This is a genomic window from Chryseobacterium sp. SORGH_AS_0447 (genome assembly GCF_030818695.1).
GTDB lineage: Bacteria > Bacteroidota > Bacteroidia > Flavobacteriales > Weeksellaceae > Chryseobacterium.
The window spans coordinates 2,965,867-2,990,181 of record NZ_JAUTAR010000001.1 but is presented as its reverse complement, the minus strand read 5'-3'; the positions used below and the strand labels follow the sequence as shown (position 1 = coordinate 2,990,181).

Annotated in this window: 20 protein-coding genes and 1 tRNA gene; 6 read left to right on the top strand and 15 right to left on the bottom strand. The window is 37.5% G+C overall.

Annotated features, from left to right (window positions below; genetic code table 11):
* Positions 1 to 642 precede the first annotated feature (642 nt).
* Entirely contained in the window at positions 643 to 1,212 is a 570-nt protein-coding gene (locus QE422_RS13810; RefSeq protein WP_307459446.1) for a hypothetical protein, read from the top strand.
* A 131-nt stretch (positions 1,213 to 1,343) separates the two neighbouring features.
* On the top strand, positions 1,344 to 2,387 hold the full coding sequence (locus QE422_RS13805; RefSeq protein WP_307459445.1) for a nitronate monooxygenase family protein: 1,044 nt from the start codon (positions 1,344 to 1,346) through the stop codon (positions 2,385 to 2,387).
* Between the two features lie 396 nt (positions 2,388 to 2,783).
* Here the strand turns inward: QE422_RS13805 and QE422_RS13800 are convergent, their stop codons facing one another.
* The 14 genes from QE422_RS13800 to QE422_RS13735 all read right to left on the bottom strand — a co-directional run bounded on the left by QE422_RS13800 (position 2,784) and on the right by QE422_RS13735 (position 16,892).
* Positions 2,784 to 3,431: a response regulator transcription factor gene (locus tag QE422_RS13800; protein WP_307459443.1), complete on the bottom strand. Its 648-nt coding sequence runs from the start codon at positions 3,429 to 3,431 to the stop codon at positions 2,784 to 2,786.
* Positions 3,428 to 4,162, bottom strand: coding sequence for a sensor histidine kinase KdpD (locus QE422_RS13795; RefSeq protein ID WP_307459442.1), 735 nt, complete (start codon positions 4,160 to 4,162; stop codon positions 3,428 to 3,430). The genes QE422_RS13800 and QE422_RS13795 overlap by 4 nt, the downstream gene beginning before the upstream one ends.
* A 72-nt stretch (positions 4,163 to 4,234) precedes the next feature.
* On the bottom strand, positions 4,235 to 6,217 hold the full coding sequence (locus tag QE422_RS13790; RefSeq protein ID WP_307459439.1) for a response regulator: 1,983 nt from the start codon (positions 6,215 to 6,217) through the stop codon (positions 4,235 to 4,237).
* A 27-nt stretch (positions 6,218 to 6,244) separates the two neighbouring features.
* A complete protein-coding gene (locus QE422_RS13785) occupies positions 6,245 to 7,681 on the bottom strand; it encodes a hypothetical protein (RefSeq protein WP_307459436.1) in 1,437 nt (478 codons plus the stop codon).
* Between the two features lie 10 nt (positions 7,682 to 7,691).
* Positions 7,692 to 10,496, bottom strand: coding sequence for a hypothetical protein (locus QE422_RS13780; RefSeq protein WP_307459433.1), 2,805 nt, complete (start codon positions 10,494 to 10,496; stop codon positions 7,692 to 7,694).
* Positions 10,497 to 10,507: 11 nt separating this feature from the next.
* Positions 10,508 to 11,308: a WxL protein peptidoglycan domain-containing protein gene (locus tag QE422_RS13775; RefSeq protein WP_307459431.1), complete on the bottom strand. Its 801-nt coding sequence runs from the start codon at positions 11,306 to 11,308 to the stop codon at positions 10,508 to 10,510.
* A 75-nt stretch (positions 11,309 to 11,383) separates the two neighbouring features.
* Positions 11,384 to 11,929: a peptidoglycan-binding protein LysM gene (locus QE422_RS13770; protein ID WP_307459428.1), complete on the bottom strand. Its 546-nt coding sequence runs from the start codon at positions 11,927 to 11,929 to the stop codon at positions 11,384 to 11,386.
* Positions 11,930 to 12,297: 368 nt separating this feature from the next.
* A complete protein-coding gene (locus QE422_RS13765) occupies positions 12,298 to 12,606 on the bottom strand; it encodes a hypothetical protein (RefSeq protein ID WP_307459421.1) in 309 nt (102 codons plus the stop codon).
* Positions 12,607 to 12,749: 143 nt separating this feature from the next.
* Complete coding sequence (locus QE422_RS13760; RefSeq protein WP_307459419.1) at positions 12,750 to 13,295, bottom strand: peptidoglycan-binding protein LysM; 546 nt, start codon at positions 13,293 to 13,295, stop codon at positions 12,750 to 12,752.
* Between the two features lie 201 nt (positions 13,296 to 13,496).
* Complete coding sequence (locus tag QE422_RS13755; protein ID WP_307459416.1) at positions 13,497 to 14,042, bottom strand: peptidoglycan-binding protein LysM; 546 nt, start codon at positions 14,040 to 14,042, stop codon at positions 13,497 to 13,499.
* A gap of 197 nt (positions 14,043 to 14,239) precedes the next feature.
* Complete coding sequence (locus QE422_RS13750) at positions 14,240 to 14,782, bottom strand: peptidoglycan-binding protein LysM (RefSeq protein ID WP_307459413.1); 543 nt, start codon at positions 14,780 to 14,782, stop codon at positions 14,240 to 14,242.
* A gap of 313 nt (positions 14,783 to 15,095) precedes the next feature.
* Positions 15,096 to 15,183: transfer RNA gene (locus QE422_RS13745), tRNA-Ser, on the bottom strand.
* Positions 15,184 to 15,458: 275 nt separating this feature from the next.
* A complete protein-coding gene (locus tag QE422_RS13740) occupies positions 15,459 to 16,352 on the bottom strand; it encodes a cation diffusion facilitator family transporter (RefSeq protein WP_307459411.1) in 894 nt (297 codons plus the stop codon).
* Positions 16,353 to 16,508: 156 nt separating this feature from the next.
* Positions 16,509 to 16,892 carry a helix-turn-helix domain-containing protein gene (locus tag QE422_RS13735; RefSeq protein WP_307459408.1) on the bottom strand — a complete coding sequence of 128 codons (384 nt, stop codon included), beginning with the start codon at positions 16,890 to 16,892 and terminating at the stop codon, positions 16,509 to 16,511.
* 152 nt (positions 16,893 to 17,044) lie between these two features.
* On the opposite strand from QE422_RS13735, the gene QE422_RS13730 reads away from it, so the two are divergent.
* The 4 genes from QE422_RS13730 to QE422_RS13715 all read left to right on the top strand — a co-directional run bounded on the left by QE422_RS13730 (position 17,045) and on the right by QE422_RS13715 (position 22,073).
* A complete protein-coding gene (locus tag QE422_RS13730) occupies positions 17,045 to 17,698 on the top strand; it encodes a nitroreductase family protein (RefSeq protein ID WP_307459407.1) in 654 nt (217 codons plus the stop codon).
* A 555-nt stretch (positions 17,699 to 18,253) separates the two neighbouring features.
* Positions 18,254 to 19,243 carry a hypothetical protein gene (locus QE422_RS13725; protein WP_307459404.1) on the top strand — a complete coding sequence of 330 codons (990 nt, stop codon included), beginning with the start codon at positions 18,254 to 18,256 and terminating at the stop codon, positions 19,241 to 19,243.
* 572 nt (positions 19,244 to 19,815) lie between these two features.
* Complete coding sequence (locus QE422_RS13720; RefSeq protein ID WP_307459401.1) at positions 19,816 to 21,621, top strand: hypothetical protein; 1,806 nt, start codon at positions 19,816 to 19,818, stop codon at positions 21,619 to 21,621.
* 17 nt (positions 21,622 to 21,638) lie between these two features.
* On the top strand, positions 21,639 to 22,073 hold the full coding sequence (locus QE422_RS13715; RefSeq protein ID WP_307459399.1) for a transposase: 435 nt from the start codon (positions 21,639 to 21,641) through the stop codon (positions 22,071 to 22,073).
* A 668-nt stretch (positions 22,074 to 22,741) separates the two neighbouring features.
* On the opposite strand, the gene QE422_RS13710 is transcribed toward QE422_RS13715, so the two are convergent.
* Complete coding sequence (locus tag QE422_RS13710; RefSeq protein WP_307459396.1) at positions 22,742 to 23,695, bottom strand: YihY/virulence factor BrkB family protein; 954 nt, start codon at positions 23,693 to 23,695, stop codon at positions 22,742 to 22,744.
* Between the last annotated feature and the right edge of the window lie 620 nt (positions 23,696 to 24,315).

The window sequence follows — 24,315 nt, the reverse complement described above, 5'->3', positions numbered from 1 at the left end:
TTTACAATTAGCAATATTTTACAGAAGTTTTTTAAATATCCTGATAATCATCTTCAAAATGTATGGGTACGTAACAAAAAAGTACCTGTAACAAATGTTCTTAATGACCGTACAATTTATGGAAAAACAAAGATTGAAGTCATGAACTTATTTGGAGAGGAAAAGCTGTGCGACACTTATACTAATAAATGGACACTGCCCATAAAGATGTCTCAGGATAGAAAATGTTTTTTGGTTTTTTATTTTGAAAATGAGCAGCTTGCAGTCATACGATATAAATATAAAGTAAGACAATAATATCGTTTTAAAATATCCAGTTAAATGGAAAGTGAAAATAAAATTTTCATGTTAACTGATTTTATTTTAACGATAAAATGCATGACTTCTGAATATTTCAATAAATAAATTTTACTTTTTATAAAGTAATATCAATAGTGGAATAGGATTTAATAGGCTGGAGATTTATTCTTCAGCCTATTTTTCCTATACGTCTTTAAGCTTTAACGATTTGTATAAATTTAAAAAACGTTCAAAATTAATTTTTAAATTCGCATCAAAATAGCTTTAAGAAATAAATGCGTAAAGCTAAAACCTGGCAGGAATGCCGGAAAATACCAAACCTAAATAGTAAAATTGAAAAGAATGGTTACTCTAAGCGAATTTGAAGCAAACTTCAAAAATTTTGAAATCCCGGAAGAATTAAAAGAACTTGTGAATTTCCAGAACTCAATCGGAGATGATGAAAATTTTTCAGATCAGTTTTATATCGGGAGAGATTATTCGGATAAAAGTGGAATCACGGGTTATTCGGATGATGATGAATTTACAAATTCAATTATAGAATTTGCAATGGCAGACGGGAGTGGTTCAACTTATGCATTTTGGGTAAGAGACAAAAATGAAAATATACATGAAGCCCCGATTTTAGCATTTGGAAGTGAAGGAGGAATTCATATTGTGGCAAAAAATGTAAAAGAGTTGCTGAAAATTTTGACCTTTGATGTTGAACCCGCTATTGGCTGGGACAAAATCTATTTTTATAAAGATGAAGATGATTATGAGCCTACCGAAAAAACAGAAGAGTATAAAAAGTGGGTTTTTGAAAAACATGGTATTGAAACCACAGAAAATCCGGACGAGATCGTAAAAAGTGCTCAGGAAATCTATGAAGACGAATTTCAAAATTGGTTGAAAAAGTATTATAACGACTAACATCACCATCAGCTGCCAACAAGGGTTTGCTGAGGTTTTCAATTCATCTTAAAAAACAATAATTTAGAAATATTAAGCTTATGAATAATCAGCCTGAAATGTGGAAAAATGATTTGACCTGAATATTAGAGGTGGAATATCCCATTGTTCAGGCGCCTATGTTTGGGGTCACCACTCCTGAAATGGTGGCATCTGCAGCAGAATCCGGCGCATTAGGCTCTTTATCGCTTGGTGATCTGCCTGCCGAAAAATGTGTGGAGCTTATTCGTGCCACGAAAACATTAACCGATAAACCATTTGCCGTAAATATTTTCTTGAATCCTTTACCGGAACAAACTGAAGAGCTGAAATTAAAGTATAGCCAGGCCAAAGAATTTCTTAAAACGTTCTCTGCTAAAAATCAGCTAGATGTCGACTATCCTAACTATGAAGATATTAAACTCACTGATTATCATGACCAGATTCAGGCAATACTCGCTGAAAATTGCAAAATTGTCAGTTTTACTTTTGGTATTCCGGATGCGGGAAGTATTGACCTTTTTAAGAAAAATGGAACGGTAATGATCGGAACGGCGACTTCCGTTGAGGAAGCCATTATTCTGGAGAAGGCCGGAATTGACATTGTCTGTGTACAGGGTTACGAAGCAGGCGGTCATCGGGGAAGTTTCATGGATGGCAAAATCCCGGAGATCGGCGGCATTTCACTTCTGTCTCAAATACATGACCACGCGAATGTCCCATTAATTTATGCCGGAGGAATATACGATGCCAAAACTCTTTTAGCAGCAAAGCTATTAGGGGCACAAGGATTTCAGATCGGAAGTCTCTTACTGGGTTCAGCAGAGAGTGCTTTGCAGGAATTTGAAAAAGACAGATTGAAAAATGCCTTCGAAAAAGATATCGTGCTGACGAAAAGCTTTTCAGGACGCTATGGGAGAGGCCTGAAAAACATTTTTACGGATACATTGGACGATAGCGGCTATATATTGCCGTATCCTTACCAGAATAAAATTACCGCACCACTTCGCATGGTGGCAAAACTCCAGCAAAATCCCGAATTTCTAAGTATTTGGGTAGGGCAGTCCAAAACATCTTATAGTGGAGCCTCAACAGGAGATATTATTATGAATTTGATTGAAGAAACAGAGAACTACAGGTTAAACAATGAGGGTTGAAAGTCTTGAAGAAGCGAATCTAAAGAAACAAATATTCTCACAAAATGATAAATTAGCATAAAATTTATAAAAACTCTTAATCAAGAAACCAAAGAATTCAAATATCAATAGGAAAGAACATTCTTAGTAGAAGTTAAAGCTTTATTATTCAGCTTTTAAACAACAATCTAATTGACGAATTTCAAATTGGTATTCATCCTTTGATCTGTCATCAATAGGCAAGTACTGTTCTTGTTTGACCAATCAACGGCATATTGTTTTTAAACTCTTTCAGACAGGTTTGCTAAGGTAAGGCAACCATATCTATATAAGATCTTTACTTTTTCGGAACGATACGTCAGTTTTATGGTCTTTAAAAGATTTCTAAAGATGACAAAGCAGGAAATAACAGCATATTTATGGGTTATATATCCTTAAAATCTCCACCAGTTCGGGCACGGATTTTATTTTCAGCTTCTCAAACAGCCTGTTTTTGTACGTGCTGATCGTCGATGAATGGAGGTTGAGCTGATTGGAAATCTCTTTAAGCGGAAGACCTTCTGCCAGCTTATTGGCAATTTGCAGTTCGCGGTCCGACAATGCTTCAAAAGGAGAACTTTTTGCCGCACCATGTAATGATTCTAAAAAAATCGCTTCTTTCACATTATCGCTCACATACCGGCCTTTGCTAAGCATTGCCGTTAAAGCAGCCTCAATGGCTTCTGTGGAACTTTGCTTGCTGAGATAGCCTCCGGCACCCATTTTTAGGTAACGCATCCCATACAGCTCTTCATCCTGCGAAGAAAATAACAGGATTTTTAATTCAGGCTGGCGAATCTTTAGGTAATCTATTGCTTCCTGAACAGTACCGTTTGGCATATTAACGTCCATAATGGCCAGATCCAGTTGTTCGTTCAGAACGAGTTTGTACAGGGATTTATAATCCTCTACTTCTAAAATTACGGCGTCGGGCATGAGTCGTTTAATCGTCTGTATCAGGCCCATTCGGACAATACCATGGTCATCTGCTACCACAATACGGACATTTGATTTTAAATTCTTCATTCACTAAAATTAGGTAAAAAAAGGGAAACAGTCGTCCCATTATTTTCAGACGAAATGATGTCGATATCTCCACCCATCAGGGAGATAAAATGTTTTACAATTTTTAGGCTTAATCCAACGCCTTTCTCACCCGCAGTTCCCAGGAATACAGGATTATCATAAGTATAGATAGTCAATAAATACTTTTCATTCATTCCCGTTCCGGAATCAGTAATGGAAAGTACGACCTGACCACCTTTGGTAACGCTCTCCAGATAAATGTCCTGTCCTGGCAGTGAGTATTTTACCGCATTATTAAAAATTTTGTCCAAAGCATATTCGAGCAACACGCGATCATTTGTAAGGGATGCATCCTGACCTCCTTTAAAATGAAATGTAATATTTTTTTCTTTTAATTTAGCAGCGTATTTTTCTTCTAAATGGTGAAAAAGATCCTTCACCATGATTTTAACAGGTTTGATTTTAAATTCCCCGTATTGAGTTTTCAGCCATGCCGTGCTGTCCTGAACGGTTTGCAGATTCTTCCGGGCATCGCTTTTTACCTGCGGCAGCATCTTAAAAAAATCTTCCTCACTTATGGTTTTTTCTTCCAGCGCTTCTATAAGCCAAAGAAAATTTCCGAACAGTTCTTTTGAGTCGTGAGATAATATGGAGATCAGTCCGTTCTTGAAATTGATTTCGTTTTCAAGCCTTTCGACTTTTAATTGGAGTTCGTTGATAAAATCATTCATAAATTCAATATCAAAAGTTAAAAATATGCTATATTTTTTAAAAATTATAGTTTATTATTTACTTTTTTTAATCTATATACCAAACCATTTTTGAATCATATCAATAAGGGTTTGTTTCAATAAAGGTTTCGTCAAAAAGTCTGACATCCCAGCCTGCATACACTTTTCCTTTTCACCGGGAAGACTTCCCGCCGTTAGTGCAATAATAGGGATTTCAATGTCTTTTTCCAAGGCTCTTATCTTTTGGGTTGCTTCAATGCCATTGAGATAAGGCATCTGAATATCCATAAAAATGAGATCGGGACGCTCTTTCTGGTATTGTTCAACTGCTTCATTACCGTCTTTTGCCTCTATGATCAAGGTTTGAGGAATAATATCCTTCAAATGCGTTTTGGTAAGAAGTAGATTAACAGCATTATCTTCAGCAATTAAAATTTTTATTTCGCGCTTACTTACTTCGCGTGCAACATTTTTTATCGGCTCCGGTTTTCTCTTTTCAGAACTCTTCAAGGTAGACAAAACCTGGTACATCTGATTCATACGAATCGGCTTTACCAGCCTGTTTTCTATTTCCAGTTCGTCACACGCATTCTGCAAATCATTGTTGTCGGACGAGCTGTATAAAACAATATACGGCGCTATACGAGTGGTGTCAGCAATAATGTTTTTCATTTTTCTAATGGTTTCAATACCATCCATAATGGGCATATGATAATCCATAATAATCACATCGAATTCCGACTTGTCCATGATCAAAAGCAAAGCCTTCAATCCGCTTTCACATTCTACGACTTCAATATTTTTTCGTTCCAGCATTCTTTTCAGGATTCTCCGATTATTTTCATTATCGTCAACGATCAGCACTTTCTTAATACCAGTCAAGCTTAAATCATATTCGTCTTCCTCCGTATCAAACTCAATATCAAAGAAAAAATGGCTGCCCTTTCCCTGATCGCTTTCCACCTGTAAAACACTGCCGGCAAGCGCGAGTATTTGGTTTGAAATGGTAAGTCCGAGACCTGTACCTCCATATTTTTTATTAACACTGCCATCTTCCTGTGAAAACGCATTGAAAATTTCCGCCTGTTTTTCGCTGTTAATTCCGATACCTGTATCGCGAATACCAAACCGCATTCTTTTTTTTCCTTCTCCCAGATCAGTTAAAACTTTAGCATATAAAACAATCTCGCCTTCTTCGGTAAATTTTAAAGCGTTGTTCAGAAGATTGACGAAAACCTGCTTTAAGCGCATCTGGTCAGTCCATATATACCGGGGTATGGTATCGTCAATATCGATAAGCATTTCCAGGTGCTTTTTAGTATTACTATACGAGACTATATTGAAGGCTTCTGAAACCAGCTCTTCAACCTCTACTTTGTCAAGTTTCAGACTGAGTTTTTGCTTTTCCAATTTTGAGAAGTCCAGAATATCGTTGATGATGCCGTACAAAGCAGCTCCGGATTGATTGATAATTTCTAAATACTGTTTCTGGGTCTGGTCAAGGCTGGTATCTAAAAGGAGCTCCGTAAAACCGATGATGCCATTGAGCGGGGTTCTGATTTCATGGCTTATATTCGCCATAAACTCCGATTTTAAAGCGTAGGCTGTTTCTGCCAGCTCTTTTTTTGTACCCAGGTACCATTTTGATACTTGGTTTACGATCTTATTGACGGACGCTTCTTCTACTGTATCTAAACTTTTCTTTTCCCTGTCAAATAAATTTAAATGAACGGTAAGATGATCCTCAATACCCGGGATCAGATAACTTTGATGAAATTTAAATTCCGGATTCTCAAACTCATGAACCGAGGTCGGATCATTCAAAAGAAACTGAGGATTCTGAGGATATATCTGACTGGAAGATGCATCACTGGAAGCCAGAAGATATTCTTGCCCTTTCCAGGTAATACTCATCGTACAAAGCGCTGTGTTGGCCATCTTAGCAGCCGCGAACACAAAGAAATCTAAAAGATCGGCATATTTTTTTTGGAATGCATTTAATTGATCGGTAGGGTGTTGATCCGGCGATTGATTATTGCTGATAAAGAAGTCCATACAAGAGCGTTTTTTTAGAAAGTATTGTTAAATTGCCGTAAAGCTATAATAAACGTTGATAGAGTAGGTGGTATTTTCCTTTCCTACCAAACTTTGGGCACCTGCAGCCGGTATTGTGTATCTTACATTCAATCCGCGGTCCAGAACGGGTGTCCCGTTAAGGAGTATTTTTTGAGGCGTTTTGGATAAGGGAACATTTACAGAACTTCCATCCACGCCGATTTGCAGTATGTTGGAATTGATGTCGGTCTGCAGTCCGCCTTTCTTAAAATAATTTTCGTCCGATTTTACATAAACTTCAAAACTTTCATTATTGGATAAAATAATCTGGTTCGGGATCACTTGTGACTGACCATTGTTGTACTGAGCAGCTGTATTAAAATTGAAATTTACATTTCGCCCGGAACTGGGGATGGTGATCTCCGACAGAGGAAGTACCTTTAACTGAACAGATGAATTTTGCAGGCTGTTGATGGCGTTATCTGTACTTTTGGCATTGAAGTTCAATTCAAATGTATAAGTTCCGGCTTCAAAAAACAGGTTTTTAAAATCTTCCGCAGACACATAAAGCTCCGGGCTGAAGGTGCTTCTGTTCCCCGCCACAACACTGAAATTAGCAGCGGAAAAATTCTGAAAATCGGCAGATAAGGGTTTGGTCGTAAGGGTAGATCCGTTACTGCCCAATTTGATGCTGGATATATTTCGGGTTCCCGGAACACCTTTTGAAGAAGTGAACTGAATAGTTGTGGAAGCAGCTTTCGCCCACAAATTAAAATCAACCGTATTTGCGATTTCCGCATTTTCCGAATTCAGGACCCGCGTGCCGGTGATCCGATAGTCGTTCAGAGAAGATATTTCGATGTATTTTGTTAATGATGACGTGTTCCATCTGATGGATGAAGGAATCACTAAAATTGTTTTAAAATTACGCGGCGTAAAATCATTGTAATTTTGAGTGATGTCCATGGAGTAGTTCCCGGCCCGGTACGCATTGGAAGCAAACTGAGCCGCTGGTATTTTAAAGGTAAAATTGATATTTCCCCGGTTGAATCCTCCTGCGAAAAAAATAGAACCGGAAGGTTCAAACCATTTAACCGCGCTTGTACTGAACGACTGAAAACCCGGTAATGAACCCGAAGAGCCGGTAGCTGGCATTTGCCCGCCCATACTTTCCAGCTGCCAAAGAAGGGTAGAGCTGGGTAAAGTAAATGAGGAAGAGGGCTGGGTAAAATTCAGTCCAGATACAGAGGTAAAGGTAGGAGCTACAGGCGCCAGTCCAAAGAAGGTATAATCCCAGCTTGTTCTGTTGGCGTTTACCATTACCCTTGTTGGTACTGAGGTAAATTCACTTCTGTTAAAAATATTATTTTCAGGAATCGACAGGTACACATCCTGAGCTTTCATGGCTGTAGACCCGCAGAATACAATAGAAATTCCTGTTAAAAAAGCCCTCATCGTTTTCATACTTTTAAATTTAAAACTTTTTCACCTTAATCACGGTGTCTTTCTTCTTATATTCAAAAACCACGGTTCCTGAATACCCTTCTTTTGTCACGTTAATAGTTTGGGTAGGTTTTGTATAGCTGTATTTATCATTTTCAATATAGAGATCGTATTTTCCATCTTTCAGGAAAAACTCGAACTCATTTTTCTGGTTAACCACAGCGGTATAAATCATCCCATCTTCACTTTTTGCATACACTACAATTCCGGTTACATCCGTTTCCACAGTGTCGTACGCTTGTTTGATTTCCGTTAATTTCCCACTTACCCTGATGTTTTTTACCAAGCCCACTTTGCGGTTGATATTGTTATTGACCATAATTACAGGATCCATCATCAATTGGGCTCCGGCACTTTCATTCACCTTCAGGGTGTAAACACCTTCAGGTACATTCTGAAATACCACTTTTCCGTTCTTATCCGTCAATGCAACAAAATTGTCCAGTTTCACTATCTCATTGGCAAGTACCGGTTCGCCGGTCTCCAGAAGTCCATTGAAATTTTTATCTTCAAATAGCTGGAACGTTACTTTATGATTTCCAATCGCCGTAGCGGTGGTAAAATATTTTTTAATTCCTACTCTAAACTGGTAATAACTTCCAGTATTTGCATAAGCAGCCATCGATTTATAACCGGAAAAATTGAAATAACCGGTGGTGGACCAGGAAGGGGAAATTTTATATTCCAGATTACCGCTCACATTGCTGTTTAAGTTTTTGTAAAGCTCCGAATAAGAAGTTCCTGCTGAAAAAGATCCGGTCAGATTATTATTCAGCATCTGGAAATTATACGACGCGTAGACATTGTAGTTGGCGAAATTACGGTCTGCATTGTAATACGAAGTTAAATCAAAGACATTTGTCGCGTTCCATTGGGCTGTTCCGTTCAGGGAGAATGATTTATATCTGTAAGAAAATGTTGCTTTCAAACTGTTAAACCAGTCCGGATTACTGTTCTCTTTTGAATAAGAATATTCCGCCGTCAGGTTCAGTCCGTGAGCACCCAATGTGGTGCTGATGTTGGCCTCCAGCCGGTAAGAAAAAAGTTCATGCGAAGTATAAAAATTGGCTGTTTGCTGCTTTTCAACCCTTGGAGCCAGTAGAAAGTTCCACTTCTTTAAAGAAAACTGGTAACCGGATCCAAAAGCTTCCGTGCTGTTGAAATAATAACGCAGATTAGAGGTATTTCCAGGCTGGATCGGCGCACTCTGAAAGCTCAGGAACTCAGGGTCTACCTGCGAATTCTGATATTGGATGAAAGCACGCTGAGAATCAGAAAATTGGCGGCCGATCCGCTGAGTGGAGAGAAAAGATCCCCTTTTGATCCCTGCATAACTTTTGGTAGCAAAGGAATTAACCGATTGGATATCCCATTTTCCTATTTTTCCCTCGTAATTGGCTCCCATTAAAGCGCCTTCGTTTTCATCTCTGTTCGAAAGGCCTTTTTCATGGCTCAGGCCTACCTCCGTGCGGATGCTGTGTTTATCATTGATTAAATAAGAGGTTGTCGCATTTGCCACCTGCGTATCTACGTTAAAGCGCGGATCATGGTCGAATAGATAAGACACCTTCCCGGTGAAAGATTTACCATTCCCAAAACCATATTTTGCACCCGCTATGGTAGATCCCTTTGTTTGTTGGAAATAGGTTCCGTACAGGTTATAATTATTTTCCAGCGCAAGAATTTCGATCTGATTGTTTTTACCGAATTGGGTAGAAACTTTTCCTCCTCGCCCGAAAACAGGGTAATCGTAATCGATACTGTTAATATTTCCTACCCGTAATGCCGTATTTTTTCGCTGTACTTCCAGCCAGGTGTCATACAGGTTATAACGGCCGTCTTCAACATAGTAATCTGCACCGAGGTTGAAACGCGATTTCAAATTGTCGGTTACCCGAAACGAAGTGTTTCCCCTCAGTTGAAGAAAATTGAAACCTGAACTGTTTTCATTATAGCTGAATTCTGCAAAATTACTTCCGTTCACCGCTTCATTTCCACGGGCGATTTGTCTGTTGTGTGATAAAACAACCAAATAAAGTGTATTGCTTCCCACAATTTTATTATCAAGCAAATCTGTAGCAATTGCATTAATATTAAATTCCGGATAAAGCGTATTCTGTTTTCTGACCGCAATTTTGATCTCCACGGTTTGCTTTTCCAAACCTTCCAGAGATACGGTTTGTTGTCTGGGCATCATTTCCAACCCATCAGGAATAGATTGCAAATCTATCTTTACGGTTCGTTTACTATAACCCTGGTTTTCTACAGTGAGCAGGATTGAGGATTCGGGTACAGCAGGATTAATGAAATTTTCGAATGTAGCCGTATAAATTGCGATGTTTTTGTTCTCGCCTTTGTTAACGAAAAACGAGGCGCTTTCATTTTTGGTAACCGTTGGGGTGGTGTAGGAAACCTGGAATTGAATCTCATTGGATCTCAGTTTCATAAAATCCACGTTGGCAATCAGTTTCACCGGAAGATTTTTAGACTGTCCCGCACCCAAGGTAAAGTTATTTTTAGGATAGAAAAGCAGTCCCGGATACATTTCCTTAGGTAAGATATTCTGAACGGTGATCTCTTCAGAACTTTTATTCTCAATAACCAGAAAATTGGTAAAAGTAGAACCTTTTTCAACAGCTACGCTGTCATTTTCAAAATGGATTTGAATATCCTTCTTTTCCTGAGCAAAGGCCAGCGAAAAGTGCAGAAGAACAAATACGAAAGATAAGATGGTTCTTCTTAGGACTGATAACGATATTCCATTCTGTGGTTTCAAGACTTAATTTTTTAGAATTTAAAGTTTTTTTCGCCTACGCGTAAATCATTGGATTCTGCCATTTTGATAATAGCCACGCCAAGGAAGTTCCCTGAAATGTTCTGTGGCAAAGAAAATTGCACGGTCTGATTGGTATCTGGAAGCATGGAGATAGAAATAGCAGGTAATTTTATTTCCTTACCGCTGTCTGTATCGGTGAGTTCAAACTCAACCGTAGCATCATTGATCGTGTTTCCGTCATTATGGATGCTTACTGCGACTTTTCTGTTCGCTGTATTTTCACTATTCACCTCCGCAATATTGGTAATATCCAAACTTTTTACATGGTTTCCCGGAGGAGTGTAAAAAATATGAAGCCCCACTTCGAATAAGGTGATAATACCAATACCGTTCTGAATACGTGCCTGATCTGCCTGCTGAGGCAGTTGGGTGAAAAACAACATGCTGTTTGTAACGGCAGACTTCGATGCATTAGCAGGAATCTGCATGGTTACGACGATTTCCTTTGTACTTTTCGCAGGAACGGTTACCGTGTTTTCCAAAGTGGAGATCCAGGAAGCGTTGGATGTTTTTGAACTGCCTGCCTCAAGATAAACCTTATTTCCGTCTTCTTCTCTGGTCCAGTCTTTATAGTTGACATTAAAAACATAATTCTTGTCCGAGGTATTTTGAAGCGTAACGGTCTGTGTTACTTTTTCTCCCGGATTACCGGTAAAAAACAACCGTGTAGGCGACATCGAGATACTTTGTGCCAGAATGGAAGAAGTTCCTGTGAGGATAAAGAGAATGAAAAGGTAAATAAACTTGCGCATGGTGTAAATTTTTAATAAATATTCGCAAAACTACTGAAAAGTGTAATTAAAATCACCTTTAAGGTTTAAAAAATATTATAAAGCGGTCGCGGTATAGGTTACTGTTTGTGTATACGTTCCTGCCGGTTTTCCTAAAATATCGGAAGATGATGATTTTGCCGCTGGAATCGTATAATCCAAGTTCAGGGTTAATGAGCTTCCAAGTGGAGCATTTGATACTAAAGTCTGATCTGTCGCCGATAAAACGACAGCACTTTTTGTTCCACCCATGGTTCCTGCAGCGGTAGAAGGCTTGATGGTCAAAACATTGACAGGAATTACGTTGGTTCCGTTCATGAAATTAGCACCTCCTGCTTTCACTTTTACATTAAAGTTCTTTGTTGAAGTCACTTTCAAAGAGTTGGCTTTGGTAACGGTCTGATCCGAGTTGTAGTCTGCTGCCGTAGCATAGTTGAAGTCAACCGTATTACCGATGGCCGTACTTCCCGCATCGATGGAGATCACATCATTTAGGGTGATGTTTACTGTTGTGGTGGCTGTGGTATTTTGAGCCTGGGCATTGTTGGTTCCTAAGATGAAAGCTCCGAAAGTTAAGGCTGCGATGGCGATTTGTTTTGTCATGATCTTATTTTTTAATTTTTTAGACTTAATTAATTGTTCTCTTTTGAACAATACAAATCTACGGCGGCGGTGAAAGTTTCTCTGTAGTTGAAAATGGAAGTTCGTGTAGTAAAATAACTACAGGATGATCATTCGATATAAATAAAAAAAGCCCTCAACATTAAATGCAGAGGGCTTTTTAAATTGATGTTAACTTATATGCAATGGCAGTTTTTGAAGGATTTGTAAAACAAAAACTTTTCCAATTCTATAAAGCACTACTTAAATAGTATAAAGAAATTTTTAGGAATGCATGCTTCTTTATACTTTCATTATCTTAAAATAAATAATTTTAGATTTAATTTAAATAATCCTTTTATGTTTAAATATTATTCCTTTGTTTTTAATCTTATACTTGTTACAATTTCATCTTCAAAGTATAGGGATAATGATATAAGGGGATTCCCCAATTTATCTGATTCTACAGGATAAGACCATGCCCTGGAAGTATAAATATGGGGCTCATATCCAAAAAGTTCAAGTATTTCTTTTTTGCTTTTTCCAATAGGAATTTTAAATTTGAAAATATCATTCACAAGAGTTTTTCTTTGTTCCGGACGGGTTTTCCAAAGGATGCTATCAAATTGATGATTACCAATTTCAAGTAAAAACAATAGCTTTTGTATTAGATTCGCCATATTATCTTGTAATTATTTAATTATTACCTGAATTTTATCTATATATTAAAATAGGTTGTTTACATTGATTTATAAGATATCAGAGTTGTATCACTTCTAAATTCATTAGAAATTAATTTTTTAACGGTATAAATACTATTTTATTATAAAGCAGTCGCAGTATAGGTTACTGTTTGTGTATACGTTCCTGCCGGTTTCCCTAAAATATCGGAAGATGATGATTTTGCCGCTGGAATCGTGTAGTCCAGATTAAGGGTCAATGAACTTCCAAGCGGAGCATTTGATACTAAAGTCTGATCTGTCGCCGATAAAACGACAGCACTTTTTGTTCCACCCATGGTTCCTGCAGCGGTAGAAGGCTTGATGGTCAAAACATTGACAGGAATTACGTTGGTTCCGTTCATGAAATTAGCACCTCCTGCTTTCACTTTTACATTAAAGTTCTTTGTTGAAGTCACTTTCAAAGAGTTGGCTTTGGTAACGGTCTGATCCGAGTTGTAGTCTGCTGCCGTAGCATAGTTGAAGTCAACCGTATTACCAATGGCTGTACTTCCAGCGTCGATGGAGATGACATCGTTCAGGGTAATATTTACCGTTGTGGTAGCGGTTGTATTTTGAGCCTGAACATTATTAGTTCCTAAGATGAAAGCTCCGAAAGTTAAGGCTGCGATGGCGATTTGTTTTGTCATGATCTTATTTTTTAATTTTTTAGACTTAATTATTTATTCTCTTTTGAATATTACAAATCTATGTCGGCGGTAAAAGTTTCTTTGTAGTGGAAAATGGAAGTTCGTGTAGTAAAATAACTACAGGATGATTTATATGGTTTAAATAAAGAAAGCCCTCAACACGTAAATGTTGAGGGCTCATATATATAATTGATGTGTTTTTTATAAAGCAGTTGCCGTATACGTTACTGTTTGCGTATACGTTCCGGCCGGTTTCCCTAAGATATCGGAAGATGATGATTTTGCCGCCGGAATAGTATAGTCCAGATTCAGGGTTAATGAACTTCCAAGCGGTGCGTTCGCTACCAAAGTCTGATCCGTAGCCGATAAAACGACGGCGCTTTTCGTTCCGCCCATGGTTCCGGCAGCGGTAGAAGGCTTGATGGTCAAAACATTGACAGGGATTACGTTGGTTCCGTTCATGAAATTAGCACCTCCTGCTTTCACTTTTACATTAAAGTTCTTTGTTGAAGTCACTTTCAAAGAGTTGGCTTTGGTAACCGTCTGATCCGAGTTGTAGTCTGCTGCAGTGGCATAGTTGAAGTCAACCGTATTGCCGATGGCCGTACTTCCCGCATCGATTGAAATGACATCATTCAGGGTGATGTTTACCGTTGTGGTAGCTGTCGTATTCTGAGCCTGGGCATTATTAGTTCCTAAAACGAATGCTCCGAAAGTTAAGGCTGCGATTAAAATTGATTTTTTCATTATAGTAGTATTTATTTTTTATTCTTGATTAATTGTCCTCTTTTGAACAATACAAATCTACGGCAGCGGTAAAAATTTCTTTGTAGTGGAAAATGGAAGTTGATGTAGTAAAATAACTACAGGATGATCATTTGGTTTAAATAAAAAAGCCCTCAACATTTAAGTGTTGAGGGCACATATAGATTGCTATTATTTTATTATAAAGCGGTCGCGGTGTAAGTTACTGTTTGAGTATAAGTTCCTTCAGGTTTTCCCAGAAGTACTTTTGAAGCTTTTTCTGCCGAAATAGAATAGGCGATATTTAAAGATTGTTTTGCTCCTGAGCTTGCGTTACTTACCAGGGCCTGATTGGTTGTAGATAAGCTGACTTCATTTAACGTTCCCGTTAAACTTCCGCCCGGTATCGCTTTTACCTGCAATATATCTACTGGAATTACATTTGAGCCGCTTACGAAATTAGCACCCTCAGATTTTACCTTTACATCGAAATTTTTGGAAGAAATGATGACCAAACTATTCGGCACCGTCACATTTTTTGAAGAATTATAATCTGTTGTATTCACATAATTAAAATCTATGGCACCTCCTGAAACAGCGCTTGCTGCATCCATTGAAATAACATCTGCTAAAATAATGTTGATATTCGTGCTGGCCTGCCCGGAATTCTGCGCCAGAATCAGGTGTGTTCCCAACATGATTGCTCCCAGAAACGAGGCCGCCATAAAGATTTGTTTTGTCATGATTTGGTAGATTTAGAGGTGTTAAAATTCTGTCATTCAAATTAAGTTACATACAAATATAATTAAAAATGCGTCCGGATGTATGCCTTGATTTTTATTTTTGCATAAATAAAATAGTTTTTTTCTGAAAATATCAATTGAACCTGGCTTTGAAGTGTTATTCCTCAAAAATATATGGTATGCATAGCGCCTAATCATAAAATAAGTCATATAAATCGTAACCTATTTTGACTTTTTTTAATACCTGCGGCTAAACAAAAAACGCTGTAAACATCAATTTTTACAGCGTTTTAGCTTATTTTGGTTTCGAACCTGGCGGAGAGTGAGGGATTCGAACCCCCGGACCTGTTACAGTCAACAGTTTTCAAGACTGCCGCAATCGACCACTCTGCCAACTCTCCTTACTTGCTACGATTTCTCGTTTTCAGTGGTGCAAATATAGGATTATTTTTAATATCGTCAAAAAATATTCCTGAAAAACCTTTAGAACACGGCTATTATCCTATGTTTCAAGAGATAAAATTTAATTAAGAATTTCTTGAAAAGGTCTTTTCGTGAACTGATCTGTTAAAGAGCTTCGAGATTGCATGGGGCCGGGGCTAATTTAAAACAAAAATTATTTGTAATCTTAAATCTTTAAGTGTTTACAATGAACTCTATTTGAAAATATTGCCATTTATTCCGGCTGAATAATGACAAACCGGACCAGCGGAAATTCTTTTTTTACATTTCTACGGATGCGCTGAACGGCCTCTGTGATTTCTTCCGTATCAAGATGGTCTTTAAAATCGATAATCAATACCAGAACGATCTCTTCCGGTGATTGATAGGTGGATAAGATATTTTTTGTCTTCACCACTGCAGCATCCTGTTCTGCCAGTTTGGTAATCTTCTCTCTCGTTTCAGGAGCTATTCCTTCACCCATCAAAAGGCTTCTGCTTTCCCTGGCCAAAATTAGCGAAACGAAAATCAGGATCAGTCCTACAATAATCGAAGCTACTCCGTCCAGTTCCGAAATTCCAAAAGAATGGCTTACTCCCATCAGGATCATTACAACGATCAGACCAGCTACTGCTGCGCCGTCTTCGAAAACAACCAAAAAGCTGGATGGATCTTTGCTTTTAATAATCGCATCCCACAATCCTTTACCATTTCGCGTCTTATTAAATTCCTTTACGGATATAATTAAGGAAGTTCCTTCGAAGATCAGTGATAGGATCAGTACGATATAGTTCCAAAACGGATCTTTCATGACTTCCGGTTCGATGATGTGCAGAATTCCCTGGTAAATGGATAAGGCACCGCCGAGACCGAATATCAGGATGGAAACAACGAAAGACCAGAAGTACAGTTCTTTGCCATAACCGAACGGATGCGATTCGTCAGGAGCTTTCTTACTCTTTTTGATTCCATACAGCAGCAGGAGCTGGTTGGTGGTATCAACGGTAGAGTGGATCCCTTCGGAGATCATCGAAGAGCTGTTGGTAAAGCTTCCCGCAATAAACTTGGTAGCCGCAATCAGCAGGTTGGCGGCGAGTGCACTGTAAATTGATTTTCGATTATTGGCCATTGTTGGTGATAAAAGATGAAATAATCAGAATGTCTTTCTGAATGCAAACGATAATCCAACATTGTTTTTTATTAATTGAATTTCTTTAGAGCGTATAGGATACAACAGTTTCAATAATCTCTTAGGAAGTTGTATTTAAAAGATGATACACTTATTTCATAGACTTTTCTTTGAAAAAGAACTCCTGATCCGGTCCCGGTGTTCCAAACCCCATTCGGCAATTTTATCTGAAAGATCTCTCAAAGACATTCCATACTCTGAGACGCTGTAGGTGACGGATGGCGGCTTGATGTCGCCCACTTGACGGTTAATGAGACCGTTCATTTCCAGATCTTTCAATTCGCGGCTCAGGACTTTTCCCGACAGACGTTCAATATCATTTAATATTTCCGAATAGCGCATCGGCTTATAGCAAAGTCTGGCTAAAATAGATAATTTCCATTTACCGGCCAATAGCTCCATCGTATCGTCAATAGCCCGCAGTTTTTTAAGGCAGTCATCAAACGGTGGAATTGATGGGTCTGTATTTTCTGATGTCATAAGGTTACCATTTTGTCACAATAGTGATCCGTTTGTCACCATTACTTTAGGTCACAAAGTTACTTATTGTCATCGGATAAACCTACCTTTGAAAAAAATTAGTGTTATGAGTTTATTAAAAGATTTGGCATGGCGATATGCTACCAAAAAAAATGAATGGTGAAAAGATCCCGCAGGAAAAATTGGATTACATCCTGGAAGCCGCCCGTCTGGCCCCTTCGTCATCAGGGCTTCAACCGTATAAAATAATTGTTATTTCAGATAAAGCATTATTAGAGCACGTACGGCTGGTTGCTTACGATCAGAGCCAAATCACCGACTGCTCGCACCTGCTGGTGTTTGCTGCCTGGGATGGCTATTCCGATGAGAGGATCTCCAATGTATTTAATTACATGATGGATGAAAGAGGACTGCCGCATGAAACCATGGATTCATACAAGCAGGTGATCCTTGATCTTTACGAGCGTTCCGGCCGGGAGTGGCAGGCCCATCATGCGTCCAAGCAAAGTTATATATCTTTTGCCATGGCCATCGCCGCGGCGGCAGAGCAGAAAGTAGATGCAACACCTATTGAAGGGTTTCTTCCCGAAAAACTTGATGAATTACTCAATTTAAAGGGCTCCGGGTATAAAAGTACGGTCATTTTACCATTAGGGTATAGGGCAAGTGAGCAGGATTGGCTCGTCAATATGAAAAAAGTACGCACACCACAAGAACTATTCGTGACAGAGATGACCATAGCGGATTCGTCTGATACAATAGATTTGCCGGCATCGATGAATCTTGATGACTTTGCACAAAAATAAAAATAAAAAGAAGCTGATAGACAGTTATATATGGCGAGCTGTCTGTACCATAATGAAATTTACAATTTCAACTTTAAAAGGTATACTAAAATGAGACAAAACTATAACAAGAAATTTATCGCTTTTATTTGGATTAATTGGAATAGGTTTTAAGCACCCTATATTTAAACCACAACCTGTACAAGCTGAAGTTCTGTAAATATTGATGTTTACAGCGCTTTTGTTTTATATCATTTATCATATTGAATATTGTTATAATATGATAAATAGATTCCCAATTTTCTTAAATATCAAAATTATATGATTGTATAAATTTTTGATTTTAAAAGCTTTATGTTGAAAGGTACTCCAATGGTACCTCTATTTTCAAAATAAAATCATTAAATATCGTTTCTTTCTCAAGCCTGTTATAGAATACCGTCAATTTTAAACGATGCAGGAAAGAATGGTTAAATACTTTCAATATTCGTAGATGCTCCTGTATTATCGTTTTTAGCCATGCTTCTGTAACATAGCCTTTATACATTACTTCAAAATAAATTAAATAACCATCCAATGAGTAAAGTTTTTTTTCACCTGTATGAACGGGTTTCCTATTGGAAAATTGAAGAATCCGGATTGCCTTTAAAAGATCGGGATTCATTAATATTAACCAACCAATATCTCTTCCTGCTTGCCGTTATTTTTTTAACACATAGTTTTTTTAGCTTTTTGTTGATGGACTATGGTGCAAATACATATATTCTTCTGGGAATTTCGGCCTTATTTTTTACATCTTTTGCTTTTTTCAAATCATTAAGAAACAATAGATATGTGATCTCATCAATATTCTTATTGTTGTGCTGCATTACCACCTATTATTCTTCTTTATGTGGAATCGAAAGTGGTGTATTTCTTTTTTATTTTCCCATGTTATCTGCTGTGTTCATCTTTTTTTCTGTGAAGGAAAACAAGTTAATTATTTCGTTAATTCTGTTATTTATTCTTTCTAGTCTTTATATATCTGCAGGAGTACACTTGCCATTTATAAAGAACGGTGAAAGATATTTACCATTCAGACATACTTTATTGCTTCTAAACATAAGCTGTATGCTGGTAATCCTGACGCTAAACTCATATTTTTTTCATATTAAAAGAGAAGAGTATTATTTTACTTTAAATAAAAATCGTTATAAGAAGGAACAAATTGAAAATTTAAAAAATGAACTGGTCCGCGTAAAGGAACTGATTAGTGGTGATGACATTACCGAGGAAACCCTCAAGTATCTTATGGAATCAGCGCAGATAAATGATGCACTTTTCGTTGAGAAATTCAATAGGTTTTTCCCGGATTTTTTTCATAAGATAAATAGTATTTCTTTAACTCCATTAACTCTATCTGATTTAAAATACTGTGGCATGCTTAAACTGGGCTTTACCACAAAGCAGATTGCCGTTTATACCAACTCATCCATAAAATCGGTGGAAAGTAAAAAATACCGGTTGAGAAAAAAATTGGCAACATCAAATGAAGAAAGCGCAAAATGTCTGTTTTCAGTTGTTTAAATAATAAACAACCTCCTCGTTTTCACTCGCAAGAGTAATCGAGAGGTTAGTAAGGCACTACTTCATTAATCATAAGAATACTTTTGCATCAATCTCTACCGACATAAAGAGATGCTGGAAATTGATACATCAGAACGATCTTGAATATTACGGAAACACGCATCCCTCATTTGACATTTTTAAAATTGAGAGAAGGTTTTTTTTATGCTTTTTCAGGAAGCCCTGGATCCGTAAAAGCAGAAAAAATATACTTACTGTGAAAGCTACAGTTGTTTCCCAAAATAATGATACCGTACCTGGATTTTCTTTGAACATTAATTTTGTAGGCGGTAGTGTTACCATGAGGCAGCGGAAAAACATCAAATCAAAATTAGAAGTCAACAGAGATGATTTCTCATTTGATTTAAAAGACAGAATTCGAATCCAAAGAAATAACATTTCAAAACTATATTTTTTTATATTGAATTTCAACATCATACGGCCTCCTCCGTACTTTTATCTTCATAAATGGGGCAGTGAATTAATTAAACGCAGACAGAAATCAACACAACTAAAAATAAAAAAATTAAAAGATGAAAAATGTATATAATTTGTTCGTAACGATGTTTCTTATGAACATCACTATATCCGGACAGGTTGGCATCAATACAGATAAGCCCAATGCATATGCTGGGCTTCATATCTCTGAAAGAAAAGATCCGGCAAGCGCAAATCCCGACCGATATAACGGGATTATTATTCAGCGTTATACCGAAGCACAGCGGGATACGCAGCTTACTCCGAATATGAATGCCGGACAAAACAGTCTGATGATATTTAATACCACTGAAAACTGCTACAACTATTGGAACAGTGAAGATAATGAATGGAAAAGCCTTTGCGGACAACTTGGAAAAGGTACTTTTTCTTATGATTGTAATGCGGATGTGACCGTTCATGGTATTTACATCAAAGCAAAAGAGCTCACTACATCCCATTATCTTAGTGTCAAAGTAACGGTTACAAAACCAGGATCTTATGAGATTGCAGGGACAACCTACAATGGATACAACTTTTACAAGACGGGGACTTTTCTGACGACCGGCAGTTTTACAGTGCATGTTCCCGGAACTGGGATCCCGGCAAATACTAACACTGCAGGTGGTGGCGATACTGTAGCTATTACAAACAATGGAGTTTCTCAGCCATGTTCTCCACCTGTACAGATCCCGGTACTTCCGGACTCGGGAACATATACTATGAGCTGCGGTTCGGCTATTGTGAATGGAGTTTATAAAGTAGGTACCGCACTTACTTCAAGCAATACCATTACTTTACCGGTAAATGTGACAGCGTTGGGAAGCTATACCGTTACGACCAACACGGTGGATGGAATTTCGTTTAGTACTTCAGGTACTTTTACAGCAACAGGTAACCAGAACATCACGCTAAACGGGACAGGAACACCCACCTCTACAGCTATAAAAAAGTTAACGATAACATCAGATAGCCAGGGTGGTGTTTCCACATCGTGTAATGTAAATGTAATTGTGGTTATTCCTAAAAAAAGATTACTGACTATAGGCACGGATGCCAATGGATATGGCTATAATTTCTCCGGTACAGCAGCCTCAAATAAACTTATCACAACGGCAGCTAATTATGGAATGCTTGCTAATAGCGTCGTTAAATATGAAGGCTGGGACCAGATCATAAACGGAACAAATGCACCATCAGCAGCTCAGCTTACAAGTTGGACAACAGGTAGCAATCCCGTAGACATTATTGTAATAGGGTATTCCTGGGGAGCAAATGCTGCTGAAGCCCAGGTAATCGCCAACTACCTGGCAAAAGGAGGTGTTGTTTTAGCATTTATTGAAAGCGGTACGGGAGCACAAAATATTTTAAGAGCTGTTTTCGACGCTTCGGTTTCCACCGGAAATGTAAATGGAGCCGGAGCGTTGTATAAGTTACCACTGACAAATGATCCTGTTTTGAATGGTCCTTTCGGTGATATCAGAGGTTTACAGTGGGGAGAAGATGCTTCTGCTACAGAATATGCTACAGGGTTACCGTCGAGCGAAATATCAGTTTATTCGGGCGATACCAACATATCAACAGCTACTCCTGCGGGAACCATAGGTCGTGTTACGGCATTTAGACATAATACGCTCAATTTTATTTGGGTAGGAGATGGTGGTTTCAACTCCAATAATGGCGGTACTTCGGATACTATTTGTCCATTCTTTTTAAACGCAAATAACTTTCCGGTATTCAAGCCCAATTATGGTAATGGAGCCGCTGCTTATGAGATGAATGTATATAATTCAATATTCACAGCCAATGCTTTTGCCTGGGCGCTTGAAAAAGCTGAGCACAGTGGTATTAATAAACATTAATTAAAAATAGCTTTTAAATGAACTTTAAAGAAATTCATATCGGAGAACTAATTAAGAAGGCTGTTAAAGATCGCGGGATAGAAACATCCCGCATCTGTACCTTCTTGAATTGCAATGTAAGGGATATACCAAAAATGTATAAGGCACAAACTTTAAATACGGATACGCTTCTGCGGTGGAGTAAGTTGTTAGAATATGATTTTTTCAGGATTTACACGCAGCATTTGATATTGTTTTCGCCACAGGCAAGTGAAAGACATAACCCGGCCACAGCGAATAAAAAATCTACTTTATTGCAATTCCGTAAGAATATATACACCAAAGAGATTATAGAATTTATTCTGGAACAAATAAAATCAGGTGAAATGACCAAAAAAAAATTGATGGAGCGGTACAGAATTCCTAAAACAACGCTTTACAAATGGATTAGCAAGTACAACGTTTCAGAATAAATAGCGTTGTACACATGCTTGGATATTGAGAAAGAATAATTTACGTTGAGCTTTTAACGGTACAGAAAATTTAATATGTAGATATTTTAAATAATATTTTGAAATGATTCTCTGGATTGGGTAGAAGCAAGAAATAGATAAAATAAAATCTTTGTAATAACTTATTACTAATAATGAAACCTAATTATAAACTTATATATTCCGATATCATTGATAAAAAATTTCCTGACCGTAAAAAAGAGTTTCAATCAATACTGTCAAAGAACGATCTGTCTTTTCTGGAGATTATCAATCTAAATAGGAAAATATTTCAGAATGAAGCTGAAAATAAAAGGGATAATCAAAGACATAAATCCTACAATAAATCTGATATTTTGCAGATTTTAGAATACCAGAAAAAACACAAAATGAATAATAGCCAGGTGGCAAATTATTTCAGACTTAGTAGAAATACAGTCTCGAAATGGAAAAAAATCTTCGTGGTTTAGTTTTAAGGAGGCTTTTTGCCTCCTTATTTATTAAATTAAATAACATTTTGAAAATCGAAAGGTTAAAAAATTTGAAAATTAAGCATTTAGCTTGATGTAACAACATAATTAATGCTTAATACGCTTTCAAATAAAATATTATAATAAATCAACCGCGAAGTATAATTCTATTAATGCGTTTTAAGCTCTTGATTCATTCTTAGTTTTTTCCGAAGGGTCGGCACCGGTTACTATTTCGTCGGCATCATCTTCGCTTACGGTTTGCGGATTAAATTTAGCATGTTTCGATGGTTTAAGCGTATGGCCCATTTTCTTGGCATATACCTTTGTAAATTCTGCCCCGAAAAAAATAATCTGGCAGGTATAATTGATCCACAACAGGAGTAAAATTACCGTTCCGGCTGTACCGAAAGAAGAACTCGGATCGAATTTTTCAAAGTAGAAAGTAAGAATGTATTTTCCCAGCGTAAAAAGTAAGGCAGTTACAGTAGCGCCTACCCAGACAGATTTCCACTGCATCTCCACATCCGGAAGGATTTTAAACATAGCAGCAAAAAGAAATAGGGTAACGAGAAAACCGACGATAATATTGATGATGTTCACGAGTATAAGCGTTTCCAAACTGAAACGGCGTACCACCCAGTCGCTGGCCAGGCCGATGAAGGAACTTAGCAGCAGTGTAACCAGCATCAGGAAGGCAATCACCACAATCATCCCCAAAGAGTTTGCGCGGTCCAACAGGTATTTTTCCCAAGCTTTTTTAGGAGCTGCAACAACATCCCAAAGCTTATTGAGAGATTTCTGAAACTGGAAGAAGAGGGAGGTGGCACCAAAGACCAGCGTCGCAATCCCCACGATTTTCATGACGACATTCTTTTTATCTACCATACCGCCGATCACCATTTCTTCAAGGCTTTTGCCGACATTTTTTCCCATCATGCTGCCGATAATTTTCGTGATTTCGCCACGTACTGCCTCTTCACCAAAGAAGATTCCTGTAAGCCAGATCACGATAATCAGCAGACCGGGGATTGAAAAAATAGCATTATAGGCGATACTAGCAGCTTCGGTACCCAGATCACGGGCGCTCCAGTCTTTATATGTATCTTTTAATATTCCCCAAAAGTTTTTCATTGAATTCATGCTTATTGTAATTGGTATTAAACAAAATCTTGGTCGGAAAGAGCTTCCGGACAGTTTTCAAGGCTTCAAAATTCATACCTAGATAAAATAAGACCGTAAACCTGCGATGTGAAATCATTTTTAAAGTAATCACTAATTTTACAATTCAAAATTTTAGCAAATTATAGGTACAAAACGATCTAAAGGTTTAATTAAATAATACTAAATAATTTGAATTAAAAAAACTGATGTTAAAAATGAATGATAAAGAAATTTTAGACGTGGTATTCATGTGGTATGTAAAACTTATGGATCAGTTTAGCTGATCTGTAATATTACGGTTAAATGAACTATTGACTGATTCATAATTTATAAAAGACACTCGGTAATGATCAGCCATTCACTGGATAAAAATTATGTGGTATCTTAATTAATTTCATCATCTTCTTACACCCTGAAGGGTAGAGTAGCAGATCAATTGGTGATATTTTAAAAATCACATAATTATGAATTAAATAATATTTGAAACCTCTTTTGCATTTATAATGAATGATTTACCAATTTTTAAAAAATTTTAAACAACAGAAAGTTCAATCTTGTGCAAATTATTTTGCTACGGATTGAGGTATACC

What these genes read in the sequence shown, in the direction of transcription:
- QE422_RS13810 (WP_307459446.1), top strand. Translation starts at nt 643, where the DNA reads ATGGTTACTCTAAGCGAATTTGAAGCAAACTTCAAAAATTTTGAAATC.
- QE422_RS13800 (WP_307459443.1), bottom strand. Translation starts at nt 3,431, where the DNA reads ATGAAGAATTTAAAATCAAATGTCCGTATTGTGGTAGCAGATGACCAT.
- QE422_RS13795 (WP_307459442.1), bottom strand. Translation starts at nt 4,162, where the DNA reads ATGAATGATTTTATCAACGAACTCCAATTAAAAGTCGAAAGGCTTGAA.
- QE422_RS13790 (WP_307459439.1), bottom strand. Translation starts at nt 6,217, where the DNA reads ATGGACTTCTTTATCAGCAATAATCAATCGCCGGATCAACACCCTACC.
- QE422_RS13785 (WP_307459436.1), bottom strand. Translation starts at nt 7,681, where the DNA reads ATGAAAACGATGAGGGCTTTTTTAACAGGAATTTCTATTGTATTCTGC.
- QE422_RS13775 (WP_307459431.1), bottom strand. Translation starts at nt 11,308, where the DNA reads ATGCGCAAGTTTATTTACCTTTTCATTCTCTTTATCCTCACAGGAACT.
- QE422_RS13770 (WP_307459428.1), bottom strand. Translation starts at nt 11,929, where the DNA reads ATGACAAAACAAATCGCCATCGCAGCCTTAACTTTCGGAGCTTTCATC.
- QE422_RS13765 (WP_307459421.1), bottom strand. Translation starts at nt 12,606, where the DNA reads ATGGCGAATCTAATACAAAAGCTATTGTTTTTACTTGAAATTGGTAAT.
- QE422_RS13760 (WP_307459419.1), bottom strand. Translation starts at nt 13,295, where the DNA reads ATGACAAAACAAATCGCCATCGCAGCCTTAACTTTCGGAGCTTTCATC.
- QE422_RS13755 (WP_307459416.1), bottom strand. Translation starts at nt 14,042, where the DNA reads ATGAAAAAATCAATTTTAATCGCAGCCTTAACTTTCGGAGCATTCGTT.
- QE422_RS13750 (WP_307459413.1), bottom strand. Translation starts at nt 14,782, where the DNA reads ATGACAAAACAAATCTTTATGGCGGCCTCGTTTCTGGGAGCAATCATG.
- QE422_RS13740 (WP_307459411.1), bottom strand. Translation starts at nt 16,352, where the DNA reads ATGGCCAATAATCGAAAATCAATTTACAGTGCACTCGCCGCCAACCTG.
- QE422_RS13735 (WP_307459408.1), bottom strand. Translation starts at nt 16,892, where the DNA reads ATGACATCAGAAAATACAGACCCATCAATTCCACCGTTTGATGACTGC.
- QE422_RS13730 (WP_307459407.1), top strand. Translation starts at nt 17,045, where the DNA reads ATGAATGGTGAAAAGATCCCGCAGGAAAAATTGGATTACATCCTGGAA.
- QE422_RS13725 (WP_307459404.1), top strand. Translation starts at nt 18,254, where the DNA reads ATGAGTAAAGTTTTTTTTCACCTGTATGAACGGGTTTCCTATTGGAAA.
- QE422_RS13720 (WP_307459401.1), top strand. Translation starts at nt 19,816, where the DNA reads ATGAAAAATGTATATAATTTGTTCGTAACGATGTTTCTTATGAACATC.
- QE422_RS13715 (WP_307459399.1), top strand. Translation starts at nt 21,639, where the DNA reads ATGAACTTTAAAGAAATTCATATCGGAGAACTAATTAAGAAGGCTGTT.
- QE422_RS13710 (WP_307459396.1), bottom strand. Translation starts at nt 23,695, where the DNA reads ATGAAAAACTTTTGGGGAATATTAAAAGATACATATAAAGACTGGAGC.